The organism is Globicatella sanguinis NBRC 15551 (assembly GCF_001552295.1).
Lineage (GTDB): Bacteria > Bacillota > Bacilli > Lactobacillales > Aerococcaceae > Globicatella > Globicatella sanguinis.
In genome coordinates this window covers 1-20499 of the sequence record NZ_BCQX01000030.1, presented here as the reverse complement: position 1 = coordinate 20499, position 20499 = coordinate 1, and the positions used below count along the sequence as shown (strand labels likewise).

The following is a 20499-nucleotide window of genomic DNA, read 5'->3' as shown; positions in this document are numbered from 1 at the left end:
AGCATCTTGTCACCTCATTTCTCTTAAATACATTATACTATCTATTTAGTAAAAACATAAACGATAACCTAGTAAAATCAATAAAAATAGCTGTCTATTTCGCTAATTCCTCCTAGATATCAATACCGAGGTTTCCTTAGCTGACAGCTTGTAAATGAAATTTTGTATTGATTGAGGAGTTTTTGGTGCTTAGTGTGTTTTGTGAATTTCTGTATTTTGCGTTTAATCGAAAGTTTTAAGTGCGCGTTCGTTCTGTGTTCATTAAAAGCTCTTTGTTTCTAAAATATGGAAACAATACCCATTGCCAATGAATAATTTAACACAAATTGTTTTTAATAAGGAGTGGCAACCTGAACAACCAGCCTTTTATTTATTTGAATTTGAGTTGGAGCAAGTCAGCGATACCTTTATCGATATGACCGGATGGGGAAAAGGCTTTGTGGAAGTGAATGGCTTTAACAGTGGCTTTTTTTGGGAAGTGGGACCTCAAACGCGTTTATATATCCCAGCGACTCTTTTGAAGAAGGACAACCGCACTATTATTTTTGAAACTGAAGGTCGATTCCAAGAACAGATCACTTTATGGAAACAACCTGGATTAGGTCGTTTAGAAAAATAGCGATAAAATATAGGGGCAATCGATGCAGAATTGGTGTCTTGCATAATGCTAATCCAACAAATTGAAAAAGAGCTACCTAACAGGAGTAACTCTTCATAAAAATTTAGTCTAACTTTTTGGGGTCACTATAGTTTTAGTCGTGCGTTAGTTTATTTTGATTTGGTTTCTTCATTGTCAAAGTAAGCTTCTAAACGATAGATGCGATTGCCTTTGCTTGAAAATTTTTCTTCATATTCGGTCATGATATTACCTTCAAAGTCTGAATGATGTAAGTCTAACCAGACTTGTTTTAATTTAATACCATATTGTGAGAAAGAGTAGAGCGTATATTCAAATAATCCTTGGTTATCGGTTTTAAAATGAATTTCACCATCCGCTACTAAAATTTCTTCATATTGTTTAATGAAATCGGCAGAGGTTAGACGGCGTTTCTCATGTCGTTTCTTTGGCCAAGGATCAGAAAAGTTTAAATAAATTCGACTGACTTCACCAGGTTCAAAGTACTGATTTAAGTTACGGCCATCGGCATGTAAGATTTGTAAATTAGGTAATTGCGCTTCTAATTGTAATTCAAGCACACTCACAATGACGCTGGTTTGAATTTCGATACTAATATAATTAATTTCTGGGTGAGCTTTGGCCATCTCAACGATAAAACGTCCTTTTCCAGAACCAACTTCAATATGAAGGGGTTGTGTTTTTTCAAAGCGAGTTTGCCATTTTCCGCGAAATTGTTCTGCTTCTTGTGGGACATATTCTGGATGGGCATCTAATTTGTCTTGGGCCCATGGTTTATTTCTAAGGCGCATAGAAGCCTCCTTTTGCTTGATCTTCTGATTGATAAATATTTCGTAATAATAAAATAAATTGGTTCACTTGTTGTGGTCGATTTTCTAATGTATATTGCTTAATTAATAAGAGACAGTTCATTAGGCTATACCATTTAACGCGTTTGTAAAAAGAGTTATCAAATTCAAACTGATAGCGATCAAACCAATCCATCCATTCACTTGGTTGAAAATATTGAAGTAAGAACCAAGTAAGGTCGCTAATTGGGTCGGCAATTTTAACGCCTTCCCAGTCGACTAAAAATAACTTTTGATCTTCATCGAGCATGAAGTTATTATGATTTAAATCGCCATGACAAACAGTATAACGACATTGATAGAAATCATCGTCTACTGAGTCTTCTAAAAAGCGGATGACTTCATTAAAAAATCGGTGTTGCGTTAAGGAAGGGGGCAAGCTTTCAAAATATAGATCAATAAAGTCTAAAGGTTTGAAAGCATTACTTTGTACCCGTCTTAGTAAAATTAATAAATGCTCGGACTGATGAATTTGTTTAATCAAATCAATAACGTCCAAATTATGCATATTTTCTCTTGTTAACTGTTTTGCATTTTTCCACTCTTGAGCAGTTAATAAGTCCCCTGAGTAAGTTCTTTGAGTCCACATTAATTTAGGAGCTAAACCTTCCGCTGAAAGAGAAGGAATGAAAGGTGAGGAATTGCGTTTGAAAAATACTTTCTCATCATCTTTAATCCCCATAAAAGCTTCTCCAGATGAGCCTTTTAGTGGTAACATTCGCCACTCGTTGCGTCCATCAAACGCCATTTTTTACCTCCTTTCAAAAAAACATACAGTAACCATTTTACCAAAGTCTTTGGCGTGGTCAAGCAAAATTAAGCTTGATAGTCATAAATATCCAAAATTTCTCCTGTGAAAGCGTCAGCGATAAAATTGTAAGTGATAATTTCATCACCTTCTTGGCGTGAAATACCGCCAAGATAGACGAGAGGCTTGCTTTCAAACACTTCATATTCTACGGGTTCATAATCAATCCAAGAACCGGTAATCGTCCCTTGGTTTTGAAATTGTTCTTTTACTTCTTCTAAGACAAGATTAGCTTTTTTAGGTTGGTTCTCACGATAGAAAAGCGCACCTGCTGCCCCTACAACTAGACCAGTTGCGAGTAATAATAATCCAGCTAAAGTATTGTTTTTATTTTGGCTCATTTTAATTCCTCCTTAAAGAAAAAAATTAACACAAAAAGACTGATTTCTTGCGTAGTATTTCCATTATAACACAACAGATATATTGATTGTACTATTATTTGATTGTGAAAAACATCCGATTTTACCGTGTAGAAAACCGTGTTAACATCGTGATTAAGGTTTGATTTTGAGGGTATTTTGTGCCACAATATATTAGATAGAAATTTAGAATGGAGCGAATTTCAATGAACGAAACATCATTTAAGTTGATTAAAGAATTAACGGAATTACAAGGGATTTCTGGTAATGAGGGTCGCGTGCGCGCGTATTTAAGAGAGCATATGACGCCATTAGTTGATGAAATTCATCAATCTCCATTAGGTAATATTTTTGGTATTAAACAAAGTCAAACTGAAAATGCCCCTCGTTTAATGATTGCGGCACATATGGATGAAGTAGGCTTTATGGTTAGCCGTATTACTGAAAATGGATTATTCGCTGTGATTCCGATTGGTGGTTGGAATCCATATAGTATTTCAGCCCAACGTTTTACTCTTCAAACGAAGAAAGGTGATTATGTCTGTATTTCTTCTTCAGTCGCACCGCATTTATTACGTGGTAATAATGGAGAAAGTAAAACTGTCAAAGCAGAAGATATATTATTTGATGCTGGATTTACCTCTCGTGAAGAAGCATTAGAGTATGGCGTTCGACCAGGGGATTCGATTGTGCCACAAGTGGAAACTGTTAAAACGGCGAATGGATTAGGCGTTATTGCGAAAGCGTGGGACAATCGCTATGGTTGTGCGGTTATGTTAGAAACATTGCAAGCCGTTAAAGACCAAAAATTGAATTCCACTTTGATTGCTGGCGCAAGCGTTCAAGAAGAGGTCGGTTTGCGTGGAATTAAAGGTGCGGTTCATCAATTTAAACCAGATTTATTCTTAGCAGTAGATTGTTCCCCAGCGGGTGATATGGAAGGTAAAAAAGATGTAGACGGTCGTTTAGGCGAAGGCTTCTTATTAAGAGTGCAAGACCCAGGTCATATTACGCATAAAGGTTTAAGAGATTATATTTTAGATACAGCAGAAACACATGGTATCCCGTATCAATACTTCTTCTCTAAAGGGGGAACGGATGCAGGTGCTGCTCATGTGATGAATGACGGTGTCCCAAGTGGTGTGATTGGTGTTCCAGGACGTTATATTCATGGACATCAAACCTTATTTAGAATTTCAGATTATGAAGCAGCGAAAGAAATGTTACATCAAATCGTAACAAGCTTTGATAGCACAACATTAAATTCAATTAAAGAACAAGCATAGGAGCGAAAAAATATGTGGTTAGCATTTTATAATAATGAAGGTATTGGCGATGTTTTATTATTGACAAGTGGCAATGTCGCGGATGATAAAGTAAAAACAGCGACTAAAGATAATGTCACCGTTATTTATGATGAAGATACTGACGAAGCAGTTTCTGTCAATCTATTCAATGTTGCAGAAAAATTAGGTCTTGAAGGTAATGGTGCTCTGGCTTTATCTACTGAACAAGTGAAACAAGTTAATGAAATGATTGCGGCAGCAGGATTTGATTTAACAATCGAAGTCGATAATTCACCCAAATTTGTGGTTGGTCATGTAGAAGAATGTCGTCCACATGAAGATAGTGATCATTTAAGTGTGACGCAAATTCGTGTTTCTGATGATAAAGTCTTGCAAATTGTGTGTGGTGCGCGTAATATATCTAAAGGATTGAATGTCTTAGTTGCGTTACCGGGTGCAGTGATGCCAAGTGGTTTGATTATCTGGCCGGGTGAATTGCGTGGCGTTGTAAGTAATGGGATGGTTTGTTCAACCCGTGAATTAGAGTTAACTCATATTGAGGATTATCCAGGTATTTGGGAATTAGCCAAAGATTTAAAAATTAGCACTCCATTATCTGAAGTGGTAGAATATTACGCATAGTATTATAGAATCTATTAAAAGAGGTGAGCGACGTGAGTGAATATGATGGACCAGCATTTAATAAGCGTCAACATCGATCGAATAAAAATCGTCGTTTTAATCGTTTAACTGATCGTGATGGTAGTAAACGTATCTTTGACACCACTCGGAGCCAAACTGCTGATAAACAAGATGAACCTCTGTATTATGAGTTACCTAAGAAAGTTCGAAGTATGGATCAACGCGAAGATTTAGCACCGCCGGTTGACCGTCAACAATTAAATGCTAGAATAAAAAATGCTCAATCACACCAATCCGTCAATGGGAAGGAACGTTATTCGGTTCCATTTTTAAAGCAACAACATTCGGATTCGTCAGACAAAGTATTTTTAAATCAACAAGTCGCAGACAGTGAACCTGAAGCGGCAGCAGAAGAAACCACCTATCAACCTAGCGAGCGTTTTAAATCAAAACGGTATCAACCAGCTTTAACAGAACAACCCATAGCACTAAGTAAGAGTAGGGCTGACGAAACAATGCCAATCGAAACAGCAGCACAAAGTGAAGCCAAGTCAATTGAAGCTTCCAAGATTCGCGAAGTAGCGGTGCGTTTAACTAAAGAAAAATCAAGTTATTTGTTATTTGAATATAGTAAGGAGAACTAACATGTTAACACATGATACAATTTATCATTTTGTAGGAATAAAAGGTTCAGGGATGAGTGCACTGGCTTTAATTATCCATGATAGTGGCTATAAGGTACAAGGTAGCGACATTTCTAAATACTTTTTCACGCAACAAGAATTAGAGAAAAAACACATTAAAATGATGGAATTTAACCCCGATAATATTCATGAAGGTTTAACCATCATTGCGGGGAATGCTTTCGGAGATGATCACCCTGAATTAGTAAAAGCACGCGAATTAAATTTACCAATCTATCGTTATCATGACTTTTTAGGTAGTTTAATCAATCATTTTACGAGTATTGCGGTTACCGGATCGCATGGTAAAACGTCTACTACAGGCATGTTGTCTCATACATTAAAACATTTAGCACCCATTAATTATTTAATCGGTGATGGTACTGGCTTTGGTAGTTTATCAGCTGAGTACTTTGCTTTAGAAGCGTGTGAATATCGTCGCCATTTCTTAGCTTATCAACCGGATTACGCCATCATTACCAATATTGATTTTGATCATCCAGACTATTATCATTCAATAGAAGATGTCTTTGAAGCGTTCCAAACATTTGCGAATCAAGCTAAAAAAGGTATCGTGGCTTGGGGTGAAGACCAATACTTACCAGGTTTAAAAGCGAATGTACCGGTATATTATTATGGCTTATCTGACACTAATGATTTTTATGCACAAAATATTGAAAAAACAACCGAAGGTGCAAATTTTGATGTTTATCGTCAAGGCGAATTTTTAGGACATTTTTCAATTCCGACTTATGGCCAACATAATATTTTAAACGCATTGGCAGTGATTGCAGTCTTAACATTAGAAGGATTTAAAGCGGAAGATATTGCTCAAAATATCGCCACTTTCGGTGGGGTAAAACGTCGCTTCTCTGTGAAGCAATTACATGATTTAACCATCATTGATGATTATGCTCACCATCCATCTGAAATTATCGCAACCATCGATGCAGCAAAACAAAAATATCCTAATCATAAAGTAGTGGCTGTTTTCCAACCGCATACTTTTACCCGTACGGTAGCTTTATTAGATGATTTTGCGCGGGCTTTAAATATGGCAGACGAAGTGCACTTAGTGGATATTTTCCATTCTGCACGTGAAATGGATGGAACAGTCAGCATTCAAGATTTGGCTAATAAAATTGATGGTAATGTGGAAATCATTTCTGCTCAACACCTATCGCCATTAATGGACTATAAAGATGAAGTCTTATTATTTATGGGTGCGGGTGATATTGATTTATTAGCTCGTCAGTTTGAAGCAGCTTACAGTCAAAATTTCGGTAATAACTTATAATTAAAATGGAGTCAGCCTGTTCAACGAGGCTGGCTTTTTTGCTCTATACTTTTTGGTGTGGGTGAACAGGAATGACTCTGTACTTGCACACCTTTTTAAATCAATATAAAAAGTGATTCTATAAGAATGGCTGTAGCGTGTGATGTCAGTATTCTGTTTAAAAGACGTGGCGCTGATTCCGAATATATTGTTAAGTCATCAGGTGCTTGTTCCATTCGATTATCGAGTAACGGGCTCGTTTGATACTACTTTGTAATGAAATGGTTGTGGGCTTGTGAATGACATTAAAGTACTCATTATGTTATAATAATCAGTGAGAATATTTATTTAGGGGGAATAATATGAAATGTCCAAATTGTGGTAAGCAAGTACGTTCTAAGACAAGATGTGCTTATTGTGGTCATCAATTTGATGGTTCAGAATCGACGCACGTACATGCTAAACCAGAACCTCAAAGAGATGAATTAAAAGATATTAAAACTACCGATGAAGTAGCTGCTGGTGTAGCGGCTGGACAAAGTCATGTAGATGATTTTGAAGAGACACGCGTTCTGGGAACTGTAGATAATTTAGATAATTTTGAAGAGACACGTGTTCATCGCACGATCGATAGTCGTCTTGATAATCGGGAAGAGCCTCAATTTGCCACTACTGATGAAGCGACGCGTACCCGTTCTAGTCGAGTAAGTGATGATGAATTAGAACGTTATATTGAAGATTCTGAAGTGATTCCTAAGACAAAACGACGTGGAAGTGTCTTAGGTTTCCTATGGAATATTATTAAATTATTGTTAGTTGTATTCTTATTATTCCTATTAATTGCCTTTGGCCCTAAATATGGGAAACAATTATGGGAAAAATATGGCTTTGGTAATCAAAACCAACCTTCTACAAGTGAACAAGTAGTGTCGACAGAAAGTGATGAAAATACTCCTAACTCAACAGATGAAAGTAATTCATTAGCCAATAACACTCAAACAGGGGCAAACGATAAAGAAGATGACAGTACCAAAGAAGATGCTACCACTAAAGAGGGTGAAACAACCCAAGAAGGTGAAACAACTAAAGAGGACGCATCTTCTGATAGTGACCAACCGAATCAAACAGAAAATGCGGTAGTAGCGAAAAGTGCTGTGAACTTAGATCATTATCCATTGACAGAAATTGAGTTAGAGTTAGCGGATGACCAAAAAGAAATTAAACGTGAAGATTTAAATATTTCAGTTGACATCGATGGCGATACTCAAGAAATCCAAGACTATTCACTTGTTCAAGAAGGTAAACAATTGAAAATTACTTTCAATAATCCAGCTATGCAAGTGATTGCGTCTGAGCAACCAAAACAAGTTGTGAAAGTAAAATCAGATTCATTAAATATTGATGAATCACTTGATGTTGAATTACCAAAAACAACAGTTGATGGTGAAAAGTTTGAAAACTTCAACCAAATTTTAACGGATAATTTATCGGAAACAGGCACTCTTTTAGCAGCATTTAAGAAAAATGGGGAAGACTCACCTTATATTTATGCTGATTCTTCATTTGATGCCTCACAATTATTCTCTTGGTTCATTTTAAACCGTACATTATCAGCGATAAATGAGGGTGAAATTGACCTTGAAACTAAGGTGAAAGTATTAGATGATCTAAAAGCTGAAGGGGATAATGGTGCCATTGCATCTGCAGAAGAAAATACTGAATTTACAATCGAAGCTTTAATGATTGAAGTGATTCAACAGCAAGATGCTTCTGCTATGAATCATTTGATTCAAGCAACAGGTGGTCCTAATGACTTTAACTTATGGTTATCTAAGAACCATTACTTTGCTACCAAAGTGACAGAGTTATTAAATGTCAATGACGAAGGTCATATAACAGGTACGGTCACCAATGCACAAGATTTATTATTGTTATTAGAGAAATTAGCTAATAATCAATTAGTGTCTGAAGAATTAGATGCGAAATTTAAAGAGATGTTATTAGAAACACCGATTACGCGTAAATATCCAGATGGATTCGAAGGCGTGACTCGTCGCTATGAAATTGCTTCAAATGATATTGATTCAACGAGCCAAGGATATGCCGGTATTTTAGAAACAGAAGATGGCCAATACTTAGTGGTGACGAATGTGGCGAATCCAAAAGATACTGACACAACTGTCTTAAGTATTGCGAACTCAATTCGTCAATTAGTTTCTTATTTCATGACTGGTGAAATTCCATCTGAAGAAGAGACAACTGAAGAAGCACCAGTTGAAGAAGTTCCTGCGGAAGAATATGTTGAGCCAGTCACTGAAGCACCAGTGGTTGAACAAACTGAAGCGCCAGGATTCCAATATGGGGAAGACCTTAATGGTGATGGTATGCCTGATTCAGTATACGATCCAAATACTGGCGGTTACCGAAATATTAATTGGTTCCAAGATGAAGATGGATCTAATAAATTCTATTATGCTGAATAATATCATTTAGTTGATGATTAGTACAAATATTTTAATGGTGGGAGTGGGCCAGAATTAGAAAATTATATGATTTTCGCTTCGTCTGTCCACCCCCGCACAGTTGAGTTAAAAGAAAAACGAGCTAGTGAAGTAGAGTGTAACAAACTCTTTCTTCTAGCTCGTTTTTTATGTGCGAAGATGTCTTTATGTGCCGTGACAAATGTTAATAGCAAAACTATTTTATCGTCAAGTGACTTTTTGTGCACAACTAAATTTCATCGTCAAATCTAATGGTAATGCCAACTCTAATTAACTACTTTGAGATTTTTTTGTAATTCAACTGTTTAACTCGCATCATGAAACGATAAATAGTGAAATATCAGACCTTAGTTCAATATAATTATTATTGCGATTGCGATATATTTTAGGTAGTATTAAATGTTCTCTGATTCAGTAGGTTGAGGTTTTGAACCGGGTAGTATGTAATTGACGATTATGGCAATAATGACACCGATAAAGCAATCTGAAATGCGATCAACGGTATAACTGACTAATTGACTACTCGAAATCGTCAGCAAGACGACGAAGTAGGTGGCGCAAGAATTAACGATACTTTTATCACTATTCAGTACATTACACGAAACAATAACCAGTAACACACCTAGCGAAACAGCTACTATATGAACATAGGGATGTTCAATGCCGAATATTAATTCAATTTGAACCACCAAGGCAGCAATCAGGGCCCCTAGTGTATTACCGACAATTCGATAACGTCCAAAAGTAATGGACTTAGAGATATCTTCTTGCATCGCAAAAACACAAGCTAAACAGGCCAATGTTGCAGGTGAACGGTCCAACCAATGGAAGAGTAATAAGATAATAAATACTCCTACAACGGTTTTGATGGTTCGCCAACCTATTTTAAATGGAGACTTATTTACCATAAACTCGAATCCCTTCTCTTATTTCTTATTATAATATACGAAATAAATTTAAAATACAAACATTTACAGCATCACGTATTAAGTGTATAATAAAAACATAATACACGTAAGGAGTGATATTTTATGAATCCAGCATTAATTGCGATTGTTGTTCATGCGATAAAAGAGAAATATGTGAGTGAAAAAGCTTTTTATTCTGAACAATTAGGAATTTCACCTCAAAGTTGGGATCGATGGAAAAAAGGTGAACAGGGTTTGAAATATGAAAATATTATGATATTATCTACATTGTTCACAGATTATGAATGGATGCTCGTACAAAAAGTAGTACGTAATGCGGAGATTGTACCGGATATTATGGCTGAACCTGTGAAAGAATATTTATTTTTAAAATATGAAATAGCTAAAAAATGGGTTCGTCACGGCATGGTACGTTTAGAATGGCATCAATCAGATGCGAATGAAGATAAGAGTTCTCGTAAATCCAATATGACGATTTTACAGTTGATTGCAGATTATAATTTTTGGGGTTACAATGATATTATTGAACTGCGTTTACCAGGTGTTATTCGTCAACAAATTGAAACCGATGAAATAAAATTACTCGACTGGTTTGAAAGTGAAAGAGAAAAATTAAAAGAAGACGAATAATCCAATGGGGGTGTTGAGATGGTAGAGAGGAAGACCAAGAAAAAAACAACGGCTAGAAAGCCAGTGAAAAAGCGAAAAACAACACGACGTAAACCAACTAGACGAAAATCAACGAAGAAAAAACAATTTAACGATTTAAGACGTGTGTTTTTTGAAAAATTAGGTATCATTACATTTTTTGTGATTATTCTATTGGTATTACTCACGCTATTAGTCTCTCAGTGGCAGAAATCACGGGATACGCATTTTATTGAACCCCCAATTGAAAATATTGACTATCAAACAAGGCTGGCTTTTGTGGAAGAAATTTCACCGATTGCCCAAAAGTTACAGCGTCAATATGGTATTTATGCGAGTGTTTCAATGGCACAAGCGATGTTAGAATCAGAATTTGGCCAGAGTGGTTTAGCGTCAGATTACTATAATTTATTTGGTGTTAAAACGGATGCGAGTGATCCCGATGGTGTGGATTTACCTACAGCAGAGTATGTTGATAATAAATGGATTGAGAGCACCGAACGCTTTAAGGTTTATCCTAATTGGGCGGCTTCCATGGAGGCTCATGCCCGCTTATTGGTTCACGGTACCACTTGGGATGCCGACCAATATGCTGCGGTTAAAAATGGTACTACCCCTGAAGAGCAAGCGCGTGGTTTACAAAACTCAGGTTATGCTACCGATCCTGATTATGCAAATAAATTAATTGCGATGATGGATGAATGGAATCTCTACCAGTATAATCAGCCTAATGGGGAACAGACCACCGAGCAATAAATGAAAGTGCCAATGAAATTAAACAAGCTTAGTGATCGGCAGATGTTTTGGTAATATAGCAAAATAGGATAGTCGATGAAACTTGAAAATCAACTGAATGGTATGGTCGATGATGTTTTGATAACCTAGCTGAAAGTGTAGATAGTCGCTATTAGAGAAGCTGAATCATCGTAAGGATTCGAATGATTTCGGTGATAGCAATTTAATCTCAGCCCATGATTATACATCACCTCGTGGAAACAATTGGTGCAACTTTAGTTTCTAACATTACCATTAAATCAAGACACCTTGGAAATAAACAGTGATGAAGAGCATAGATAGGGAGCAACAGTCATTTGATGTCTCCCTTCTGTGCTCTTTTTTCATTGTTAATAAAATGTAAAGAAAAGAAGACTAAAACATATCGGAATTATTGCCAATATATGATAAGATAGTAAGAGTGAAATGGATGAAAGGAGGGACAATATGCCAAGAAAACATTATCCAGGTGAAACAGTGGGAATTATTGGTTCTAGCTTATCTGCAGCTATATTAGCACAAGAAGCGGGTCGATTAGGATACCGAGTAGGTAGTTTGGTTTTGACTCCAGACAATCCTGTTAAACAATTTGCGTCCTGGCAAACCATTGCCGAAACGTATGATGAACTGGCTTTAAGACATTTTGCCGGACGGGTAGACACGATTATTACCGATACAGGCATTTTATCCAGTCAAGATTATCAAATTTTAAAAGAAATTACGGATGTTACGATGTCAGAAGACTTAATTTCCATTACGACGGATCGATTATTAGAAAAAGCGTATTTAGATTCATTGCAATTATTAGTAGCGCCGTTTTCATTGGTAACATCAATAGCTGACATCAAAGAAGCGGTAGAATATATTGGCTTTCCTTGTATTTTAAAATCAACCAACCGACATTTACCTAATTCAGAACAATCGGTTATTATTTATAGTGAACAAGATTATCCTCAAGCGGAAACTAAAATTGAGGAAAGTACTTGTATTTTAGAAGCTTGGATTCCATCTGAGAAGAAAGCCTCCTTAACGATTGTGCGTAATGAGCGTGGAGAAATGTTAGTTTACCCGATTTTTGAAATTATTGAAGCGGGTATTGATGGTGGAACGCAAGTGCGTTATCCGGTGAGCTTGCATTCGGCGATTGAAGCAGAAATAAATCGCATTGGACACGTGATTGCTGATGCATTGGGCTTAATTGGTTCCATTACAATGGAATTGTTAATTACGACTGCGGGAGTCGTCTATGTCAATGATGCTAGAATCGGTCTTTCTGATGCAGCATTATTTACCATTGGTTCAATGTCAGTGAATCATTATGAGGCAACGGTCCGTGCGGTGTTAGGATTACCACTACCGGAAATACGTCTAAGAAGTAAGGCAGCAATTTCATTACAAGTACCTTATTTAAATCTTGATAGTGTGCTAACACAATATATGATGCGTACGGATTGGGGATTTGCTTTATTTAATCCTTTGGGTCATGAAGCTCATGACATTGTGGGACAAGTGATTATAACAGGAGACTCGATTAGTAATTGTGAACGTCAAATTGAGATAACGGATTTATTAAAAAAATAATGATTTTAAGTGATATTCTTTGTCGTGAAGAATCAATTGATAGTTGTGATTATGGAAGTGCTAGTAGAAACAATTAATAGAATATAATCTAATGAGGAAACTGGTTGGAGCATCATGGATTGTTTGGCCGCGAGGCACTCCATTACTGAGAACTGCACGGTTTGTCGTGCTTAATGCTTAACATGGGTAACTTTTTTATAATATTGTATAACTAATAGTGCAGAGGTATTGTTTTAGGAAAAAAAGTCTGCTATAATACAGTTATTAGATTTTATCTCCCTATGAATCTAATAAAGACTAGTCGGAGCCCACTTAGTGGGCTTTTTTTTATGCTTGTCATTTTCTTAGGAAAATCGGTTCATGTCAAATGGTGTGGGTCAACAGAAATGATTCTTTTCCCCACACCAAAAAGTATAGAATCGCTAATTTTTGATAAAAAAAAAAGAGGTCGTACACATCTAAGTGATTGACGGCCTTTTAGTTTTAAGATGATTGATTTATTCTATTTAAAATGCGGTAGATGGGAGTTGAACCCACACGAGTATACACTCACCACCCCCTCAAGATGGCGCGTCTGCCATTCCGCCACTACCGCAGGAAACAATATTAAAAATAGCATGTTATTCAACATTTGTCAAATATCTAAAGAGTCTTTTTTGATGTCGGAGAATGGTTCAGCGATTAATAACCTTGTTATATCCACCTTTTTAGATGATTTCAGTAGGGATATCATGGTCTTCTAATTAATTATTAATATTTCTGAGAATAGGTTTTCACTCACAATGACGAAATTTTGTGCTATACTTAATAATTGTAAAAGTCGTAAATAATAATTTTTTTGGGATATTAAGAAGAGTTGGAGTGATTTTTTGAAAAGGGAAGGATGGTATAAAATGAAACTCAAATATTTAACTTTAATGGGAATGATGAGTTCACTCATTTTATCACCCATTAGTTCAGCTCAATCCACTCTAGAACCAACCGAAGAGAGTCTTTTGCGAAGTGAAGTGACAAAGGTTGAACCTTCGAAATTAGAAAGCTTAACTCATCAACTTGAAGCATTAAAAGAGGTTCCGAGCTTTAAAATGCAATTAAAATTAGTGAATCAAAGAAGTAATGAAAAAACGGTTGAGGTGACAGTTTTTGGTAATACTACAACTGGCAATGCGATTATCGACTATGATTTCTATGATCGATTGTCAAATCCAAACCATTATCATGTTCGTCTGTATGCTTATGATAATTTTAAGTACGCTTATGTCACGACTTTAGATTGGCTTAACTCGCTTGATTATTTCAGTCAACCTTACTTTAAGCGAGATGATGCTTTGGTGATGGCTTCAGTTGATTCTCCCGTCGTTGAATTCGAACAAAGTCAGCTAATAGGCTTTGATCAATTGATGAGTTTGAATGATGCGTTTCTATTATTACCTAATATGAACAAGTTAGCTCAAGTTCCTGAAGAGAGTATTTACTATATCGATCCGATATATACGTTGAGTTTGGAAAGAATGGCAATTCCGGAAGTGATTTTTAGTGATACTAAAAATGTAAATTTAAAATTGACAACGGATGTCACGATTAATGAAACAGAAGCTAGTGCGATGCAAAAGTTAGAGTTAAGTGCGCAACCTAGTGGACTCGCTTTTGGAGCTTTAGTCAACCAACAAATTGATCGCACACGCTTAGCAACGATTGAGGGACTTGATATTAATCGCGATTTACCTAAAATGGTCAAAGACCTAGGTGTTGCGACTACGATGGTGACCAAGAAATTAACCGATTTTGATATTGCCTTTAATGAACGTACTCAACTCTATACTTTAACATTAGCTGGTGTCACTGAAAACTTTAACTTAAATATTTTTGAAGATAAAACAGCGAGCTTTAAATCATATGAGTTTAAGACAGTTTATAGCTTTCAACCGTATGAGTGGACCATGCCTGATTTATTAGCTTTGAATTCCATCTCCCAAAAAGAATTAACGTATTTATTGACAAGTGAATTGATAGATGAGGTATCTGAAAGTGAGTAGATTAACATATCGTCATACCATCATTGCTTGTTTTATGGCTTATGTTGTGCAATCGATGGTGATTAATTATGTGCCCTTATTATTTGTACAATTTCAAAATGAATTTTCAGTTGATTTAGTCCAAATAACGGCATTAGTTTCCTTAAATTTTTTAGTGCAATTAATGGCAGATGCATTATCCATCCCCATTATTAAATGGATTGGTTATCGTTGGGTGGCTATATTAGCCCATTTATTAGCGGTATTAGGTTTTGCTGCGATGGCACTTTTGCCGAATATGATAGGCAGTAATCCGTATATTGGTTTGGTGATTGCTACCGCTTTATATAGTGCAGGAGGCGGCTTGATTGAGGTGGTTAGTAATCCTATCTTAGAGGAAATCCCAACTGATAATAATGAACGAATGATGAGCTTGATGCATTCGTTTTATAGTTGGGGCTTTGTCGCCGTCACGATTATTGCGATGAGTTACTTTTACTTTGTCGGCATTGAACAGTGGCGCGTTCTGACATTTTTCTGGTGTATTATTCCGTTACTTAATATGATTTTATTCATTTTTGTGCCATTACCAACGATCATCGAAGGAACTGCTGAAGGTGGTAGTATGATGGGATTATTAACCAATCAAGCTTTCTGGATTTTTTCGATGATGATGTTTTGTGCCGGTGCTAGTGAAATGGCACTGAGCCAATGGTTATCCCTTTATATGGAAAAAACTGTCGGCTTTTCTAAAGCCGTGGGAGATTTAGCCGGACCGCTTTCTTTTGCGGTGATGATGGGCTTATTTCGGATTTATTTTGGCTTAGGAAAACATAATCTTTCCATTTTAAAATTCATTATGATTAGTTTAATAACCCTAACCATTAGTATTTTAGTGATGTCGGTATTTGACTGGCCATGGATTAGCTTATTAGGCAGTGCAATGTACGGAGGAGCGGTCGGTATATTATGGCCGGGAACGTATAGTCTGGCAGGTAAAGGATTAACCGGGGGACCGATTATGTTTGGGATGTTAGCTTTAATTGGCGATTTAGGTTGTACGGTAGGTCCTGGATTAATTGGTCAGGTAGCTGCTTGGTCAGGTGGTAATTTACGAGTCGGTATTTTTTCAAGTATTATCTTTCCCTTGATATTTTTGTGGATGATTTATTTAGCAAAGAAAAAATCATTATTTGAAGGCAAGAACGAGGCAGCAGTTATAAAAGAGTAACCGACCATTGATAAAGAGATTTATAAGATGCGAAAGCTTAGCATCCTTAAGCACTAGCTTCTTATGAGTCTCTTTTTATTTAGTCGACTCAATGGCTTTTTCTTCAAATCAATCCAAACGAGGTTCTTGTGATTGGAGAAACATCATTTCTAGCAACCCTTTAGCATTGGTGGTAATCGGTGCGAGTGATTGAATCAACTTGCACTCGGATACAAGATAAGTGCACAATCTGTTATTGGAACAATGCGCAGTCCGTCGTTAAAGAAATGCGCACTAGGTTATTGAAGATCCCGTATATATTGATGCGCCTTAAAATATATAGATGAAATTAAAGCGAATGTTTCAATTATTCACCAAGCCTGTAACTAATTCAATCGAAAAATGATGTTGCTAAGAAATCTTTCCTGAGTCTCTATTGAGATTCATTTGAAACTCCTTAGAATTCTTGCTATAATACCTTTTAGAAGACTATGATGAAAAATGTCAATTGTGCCGTCATCAGGGAGATTTAGCGTGACTGAAACTAAATCATGTAAGCCGCGAGAGACTTTCGCTTTCGGAGTCGTTCTGTTAAGAAAGAATCACTTTTGAAAAAGAACCCGCTACATCTCGGTTATAGATGCCAAGTGTCAAAGATTGGATTGCTGATAATCTTTGAAACAAGGGTGGTACCACGGTCATGCGTCCCTTTTTTGGGGGAGGCTATTTTTTTGTCATAAATTTTAAAAAGGAGTAAGCTATGAGTTCAAAATTACAAGAAACATTAGATAAGATTCAAGTCCTCATGCAAGAAGCATCAGGTGAATTAGAACAAGTTGATTCAATGAAAGTGTTAAACACCTTAAGAGTGAAATACACTGGGAAAAAAGGGGTTATTGCGGATCTTGCTAAAGTGATGCGTGACCTAGACAATGACGGTCGTCGTGAACTAGGGCAACATATGAATGAGTTCAAGAAAAAAATTGAAACAACGATTGAAGTCTCAAAAGCCCGTATTGAAGCGCGAGAGTTAGAAATTAAATTAGCAGAAGAAACGCTTGATATTACGTTACCAGGTAAAAAACAAGCGTTAGGTAGTCGTCATATCATTACTCAAACCATGGAAGAAATTGAAGATTTATTTATTGGTATGGGGTATCAAGTGATTGAAGGGCCTGAAGTTGAATTAGATCACTATAACTTTGAAATGATGAACTTACCAAAAGGACATCCTGCTCGTGATATGCAAGATACGTTTTATATTTCAGAGGAAGTATTATTGCGAACGCATACTTCTCCTGTGCAAGCTCGTACGATGGAAAAACATGATTTTGAAAAAGACGGTCCATTAAAAATGATTAGTCCTGGTAAAGTTTTCCGTCGTGATAGTGATGATGCGACGCACTCTCACCAATTCCATCAAATTGAAGGATTAGTAGTAGACAAAGAGATTACACTCGCTGATCTAAAAGGGACGCTATTACAGTTTGCTCAAAAATTATTTGGTGAAGAACGTGAAATTCGTTTACGTCCAAGTTATTTCCCATTTACTGAACCTTCGGTCGAAGTAGATGTGTCATGTTTTAAATGCGGTGGTAAAGGCTGTTCAGTCTGTAAACAAACAGGTTGGATTGAAATATTAGGTGCCGGCATTGTCCATCCAAATGTATTAGAAATGGCCGGTATTGATTCAAGTAAATACTCAGGATTCGCTTTTGGTTTAGGACCAGATCGTGTGGCAATGTTGAAATATAATGTGGATGATATTCGTCACTTCTATCAAAATGATTTACGTTTCTCAGATCAATTCAAAGGAGGTCAAAATTAATGTTTTTATCATATGAATGGTTAAACGATTTTGTAGATTTATCAAAAATTAAGGCAGATGAATTGGCTGATAAAATGTCTCGTACAGGTATTGAGATTGAAGGCGTAGAAAATTATGGTGCTAATTTATCAAACTTAGTAATAGGAGAAGTTGTAGAATGTGTCGATCATCCCGATAGTGACCACCTACATTTAACGAAAGTAGATGTCGGTCAAGACGCATTATTACAAATTGTTTGTGGAGCACCGAATGTGCATGCGGGAGCAAAAGTAATTGTTGCGATGATTGGTGCTGTTTTACCTGGTGGATTCAAAATTAAGAAAAGTAAATTACGTGGTGAAGTATCCGAAGGAATGTTATGTTCACTGCAAGAATTAGGCTTTTCCGATAGTGTTATTCCTAAGAAATACGCAGATGGCATTTATTTATTCCCACAAGATGCGCCAGTGGGGCAAAGTGTGATTGATTATTTAAAATTAGATGATCCGATTTTAGAATTATCGATTACCCCTAACCGTGCAGATGCTTTATCAATGCGTGGCTCTGCGTATGAAGTAGGAGCAGTCATTAATCAACAACCAACAATTAAGCAACCAGAAGCGCCTAATTTTGCTGATAGTGCAGAATTATTAGAGGCTGTCTCAGTAACGGTTGCAGATGCTGCTTTATCACCACGCTATCAATTGCGAGTGATTAAAAACGTGACGGTAAAAGAAAGTCCATTATGGTTACAAATGCGCTTGATGAAAGCCGGTATTCGTCCATTAAACAATATCGTTGATATTACGAATTATTTCTTATTATTATATGGGCAACCCATGCATGCCTTTGACTATGATACGCTAGCTTCTAAAGCCATTTCAGTAGCAGCAGCCAATGAAGGGGAAACTTTCATGACTTTAGATGGGGCAGAACGTACGTTATCGACACATGATGTGATGATTAAAGCCGGTGAAACCCCTGTTGCGTTAGCAGGTGTAATGGGCGGCATGGATTCAGAAGTCACAGAGAAGACCACGACTGTCTTATTAGAAACAGCTGTCTTTGACCGCTTAAATGTCCGTAAAACAGCGTCTAAATTTAATTTACGTTCTGAATCAAGTGCACGCTTTGAAAAAGGAATTAATTTAGCAACGATTGATGAAGCAGGAGCTGCTGCAGCCCAAATAATGGCTGAATTAGGTGATGGCGTCGTTGAACCGGGTGTTAAGGAAGTGAATACCTTAACGGTTGAAAATAAACAAGTGACAGTTCCTTTATCAGCGATTGAAAATAGAATAGGCATTCAGATCACCAACGATGAATTACAAACCATTTTTGACCGTTTAGGTTTTGAAGTAACGATTCAAGACACAGACTTTACCGTCTCAGTGCCACCACGTCGTTGGGATATAGCGATTGAAGCAGATGTCTTAGAAGAAATTGCCCGTATTTATGGTTATGATAATATTCCCCTTACGTTACCAACTGTACCAAGTACGCCAGGTCGCTTAAATTCAAAACAAAAATTAGTCCGTCAAACACGTGCGATTGCTGAAGGATTAGGCTTAAATCAAGTAATTAGTTATGTCTTAACCTCACCAAAAGAAGCTGAATTATTACATGGTGACCAACCATTCGTCAAATTAGCCTTACCAATGAGTGAAGAGCGTTCAGTATTACGTCAAAGTTTATTCCCAGCGCTAATGGAAATTGCAAAATATAACCAAGCGCGTCAAAATAAACCATTAGCCTTTTATGAAATTGGTAAAGTCTTTTATGGACAAGGCGATAATGTTCAACCAAAAGAAGAAGAGCGCTTTGGTATCTTAGTATCAGGACAAAATGCCGTAAATGCTTGGTATCAAGATGCAACGAATTATGATTTTTATGACTTAAAGGGAATCATTGAAAGTTATTTCGAAGCTATTCGCTTAACTGACAAGATAACTTATCAAGCAACCCAAGCATATGACGTCATGCATCCGGGTCGTACCGCAAATATCATATTAGATGGTGAAGTAATTGGATTCTTTGGTCAAGTTCATCCTAAAGTAGCCAAAGACCATGATTTACCAGATGAGACTTTCTTTGCGGAAATAAACTTTGATCAAGTATTAGCTTATGACCGTCCAGCTTTAGTGCAAACGATGATTCCGAAGTACCCTTCAACGTCACGTGACTTAGCTTTATTAGTACCAAAATCGATTATCCAACAAGAATTAGTCGATCTAATTAATGAAAAAGGTGGCCAATATTTACGTTCAGTTGAATTATTTGACCGCTTTGTCGATGATAAAATTGGAGAAGACAACCAATCATTAGCTTATCACTTAACCTTCCAAAATCCAGAGAAAACTTTAACGGATGAGGAAATTAATGCCGCAATGGCTAATATTACCGAAGCCCTTAATCAAATTGATGGCTTAGAAATTAGATAAATAATATTTTGAGTCCTTTGTCAAATGGTGTGGGTGGGAGTGGACCAGAAGTAG

At 36.7% G+C, this 20499-nt stretch carries 17 protein-coding genes and 1 tRNA gene; 13 read left to right on the top strand and 5 right to left on the bottom strand.

The window, feature by feature from the left end; genetic code table 11:
- Window positions 1-307 precede the first annotated feature (307 nt).
- Complete coding sequence (locus GSA01S_RS03940; RefSeq protein WP_157064762.1) at window positions 308-619, top strand: hypothetical protein; 312 nt, start codon at window positions 308-310, stop codon at window positions 617-619.
- 149 nt (window positions 620-768) lie between these two features.
- Here the strand turns inward: GSA01S_RS03940 and trmB are convergent, their stop codons facing one another.
- From trmB to GSA01S_RS03925, 3 genes are all read right to left on the bottom strand, one after another.
- Entirely contained in the window at window positions 769-1428 is a 660-nt protein-coding gene (gene trmB, locus GSA01S_RS03935; RefSeq protein WP_066125089.1) for a tRNA (guanosine(46)-N7)-methyltransferase TrmB, read from the bottom strand.
- Complete coding sequence (locus GSA01S_RS03930; protein ID WP_066125087.1) at window positions 1418-2233, bottom strand: phosphotransferase family protein; 816 nt, start codon at window positions 2231-2233, stop codon at window positions 1418-1420. The genes trmB and GSA01S_RS03930 overlap by 11 nt, the downstream gene beginning before the upstream one ends.
- A gap of 68 nt (window positions 2234-2301) precedes the next feature.
- Complete coding sequence (locus tag GSA01S_RS03925) at window positions 2302-2634, bottom strand: PepSY domain-containing protein (RefSeq protein WP_066125085.1); 333 nt, start codon at window positions 2632-2634, stop codon at window positions 2302-2304.
- A gap of 224 nt (window positions 2635-2858) precedes the next feature.
- Between GSA01S_RS03925 and pepA the strand changes: the two genes are divergently transcribed.
- From pepA to GSA01S_RS03900, 5 genes are all read left to right on the top strand, one after another.
- Window positions 2859-3938 (top strand): glutamyl aminopeptidase, encoded by a 1080-nt coding sequence (gene pepA / locus GSA01S_RS03920; RefSeq protein WP_066125083.1) that lies wholly within the window; start codon window positions 2859-2861, stop codon window positions 3936-3938.
- 12 nt (window positions 3939-3950) lie between these two features.
- Window positions 3951-4580 carry a YtpR family tRNA-binding protein gene (gene ytpR / locus GSA01S_RS03915; protein WP_066125081.1) on the top strand — a complete coding sequence of 210 codons (630 nt, stop codon included), beginning with the start codon at window positions 3951-3953 and terminating at the stop codon, window positions 4578-4580.
- 32 nt (window positions 4581-4612) lie between these two features.
- Window positions 4613-5224 carry a hypothetical protein gene (locus GSA01S_RS03910; protein ID WP_066125079.1) on the top strand — a complete coding sequence of 204 codons (612 nt, stop codon included), beginning with the start codon at window positions 4613-4615 and terminating at the stop codon, window positions 5222-5224.
- A 1-nt stretch (window position 5225) separates the two neighbouring features.
- Entirely contained in the window at window positions 5226-6560 is a 1335-nt protein-coding gene (gene murC / locus GSA01S_RS03905) for a UDP-N-acetylmuramate--L-alanine ligase (protein WP_066125078.1), read from the top strand.
- A gap of 341 nt (window positions 6561-6901) precedes the next feature.
- A complete protein-coding gene (locus GSA01S_RS03900) occupies window positions 6902-9022 on the top strand; it encodes a serine hydrolase (RefSeq protein WP_066125076.1) in 2121 nt (706 codons plus the stop codon).
- A gap of 413 nt (window positions 9023-9435) precedes the next feature.
- Here GSA01S_RS03900 and GSA01S_RS03895 read toward each other — a convergent pair whose 3' ends face one another.
- Window positions 9436-9948: an FUSC family protein gene (locus GSA01S_RS03895; RefSeq protein ID WP_066125074.1), complete on the bottom strand. Its 513-nt coding sequence runs from the start codon at window positions 9946-9948 to the stop codon at window positions 9436-9438.
- 123 nt (window positions 9949-10071) lie between these two features.
- Between GSA01S_RS03895 and GSA01S_RS03890 the strand changes: the two genes are divergently transcribed.
- The 3 genes from GSA01S_RS03890 to GSA01S_RS03880 all read left to right on the top strand — a co-directional run bounded on the left by GSA01S_RS03890 (window position 10072) and on the right by GSA01S_RS03880 (window position 12972).
- Complete coding sequence (locus GSA01S_RS03890) at window positions 10072-10599, top strand: hypothetical protein (RefSeq protein ID WP_066125072.1); 528 nt, start codon at window positions 10072-10074, stop codon at window positions 10597-10599.
- A gap of 18 nt (window positions 10600-10617) precedes the next feature.
- On the top strand, window positions 10618-11373 hold the full coding sequence (locus tag GSA01S_RS03885; protein ID WP_066125071.1) for a glycoside hydrolase family 73 protein: 756 nt from the start codon (window positions 10618-10620) through the stop codon (window positions 11371-11373).
- A 465-nt stretch (window positions 11374-11838) separates the two neighbouring features.
- The gene (locus GSA01S_RS03880) at window positions 11839-12972 is read left to right on the top strand and encodes an ATP-grasp domain-containing protein (protein ID WP_066125069.1); all 1134 of its coding nucleotides are present in this window, start codon (window positions 11839-11841) and stop codon (window positions 12970-12972) included.
- 512 nt (window positions 12973-13484) lie between these two features.
- On the opposite strand, the gene GSA01S_RS03875 is transcribed toward GSA01S_RS03880, so the two are convergent.
- Window positions 13485-13567 (bottom strand) — tRNA-Leu (locus tag GSA01S_RS03875).
- A 298-nt stretch (window positions 13568-13865) separates the two neighbouring features.
- On the opposite strand from GSA01S_RS03875, the gene GSA01S_RS03870 reads away from it, so the two are divergent.
- The 4 genes from GSA01S_RS03870 to pheT all read left to right on the top strand — a co-directional run bounded on the left by GSA01S_RS03870 (window position 13866) and on the right by pheT (window position 20445).
- On the top strand, window positions 13866-15008 hold the full coding sequence (locus GSA01S_RS03870; RefSeq protein WP_066125067.1) for a hypothetical protein: 1143 nt from the start codon (window positions 13866-13868) through the stop codon (window positions 15006-15008).
- The gene (locus GSA01S_RS03865; protein WP_066125065.1) at window positions 15001-16218 is read left to right on the top strand and encodes an MFS transporter; all 1218 of its coding nucleotides are present in this window, start codon (window positions 15001-15003) and stop codon (window positions 16216-16218) included. The genes GSA01S_RS03870 and GSA01S_RS03865 overlap by 8 nt, the downstream gene beginning before the upstream one ends.
- 739 nt (window positions 16219-16957) lie before the next feature.
- Window positions 16958-18025: a phenylalanine--tRNA ligase subunit alpha gene (gene pheS / locus GSA01S_RS03860; protein WP_066125063.1), complete on the top strand. Its 1068-nt coding sequence runs from the start codon at window positions 16958-16960 to the stop codon at window positions 18023-18025.
- Window positions 18025-20445 carry a phenylalanine--tRNA ligase subunit beta gene (gene pheT, locus GSA01S_RS03855; protein ID WP_066125061.1) on the top strand — a complete coding sequence of 807 codons (2421 nt, stop codon included), beginning with the start codon at window positions 18025-18027 and terminating at the stop codon, window positions 20443-20445. The genes pheS and pheT overlap by 1 nt, the downstream gene beginning before the upstream one ends.
- The last annotated feature ends 54 nt before the right edge of the window (window positions 20446-20499 follow it).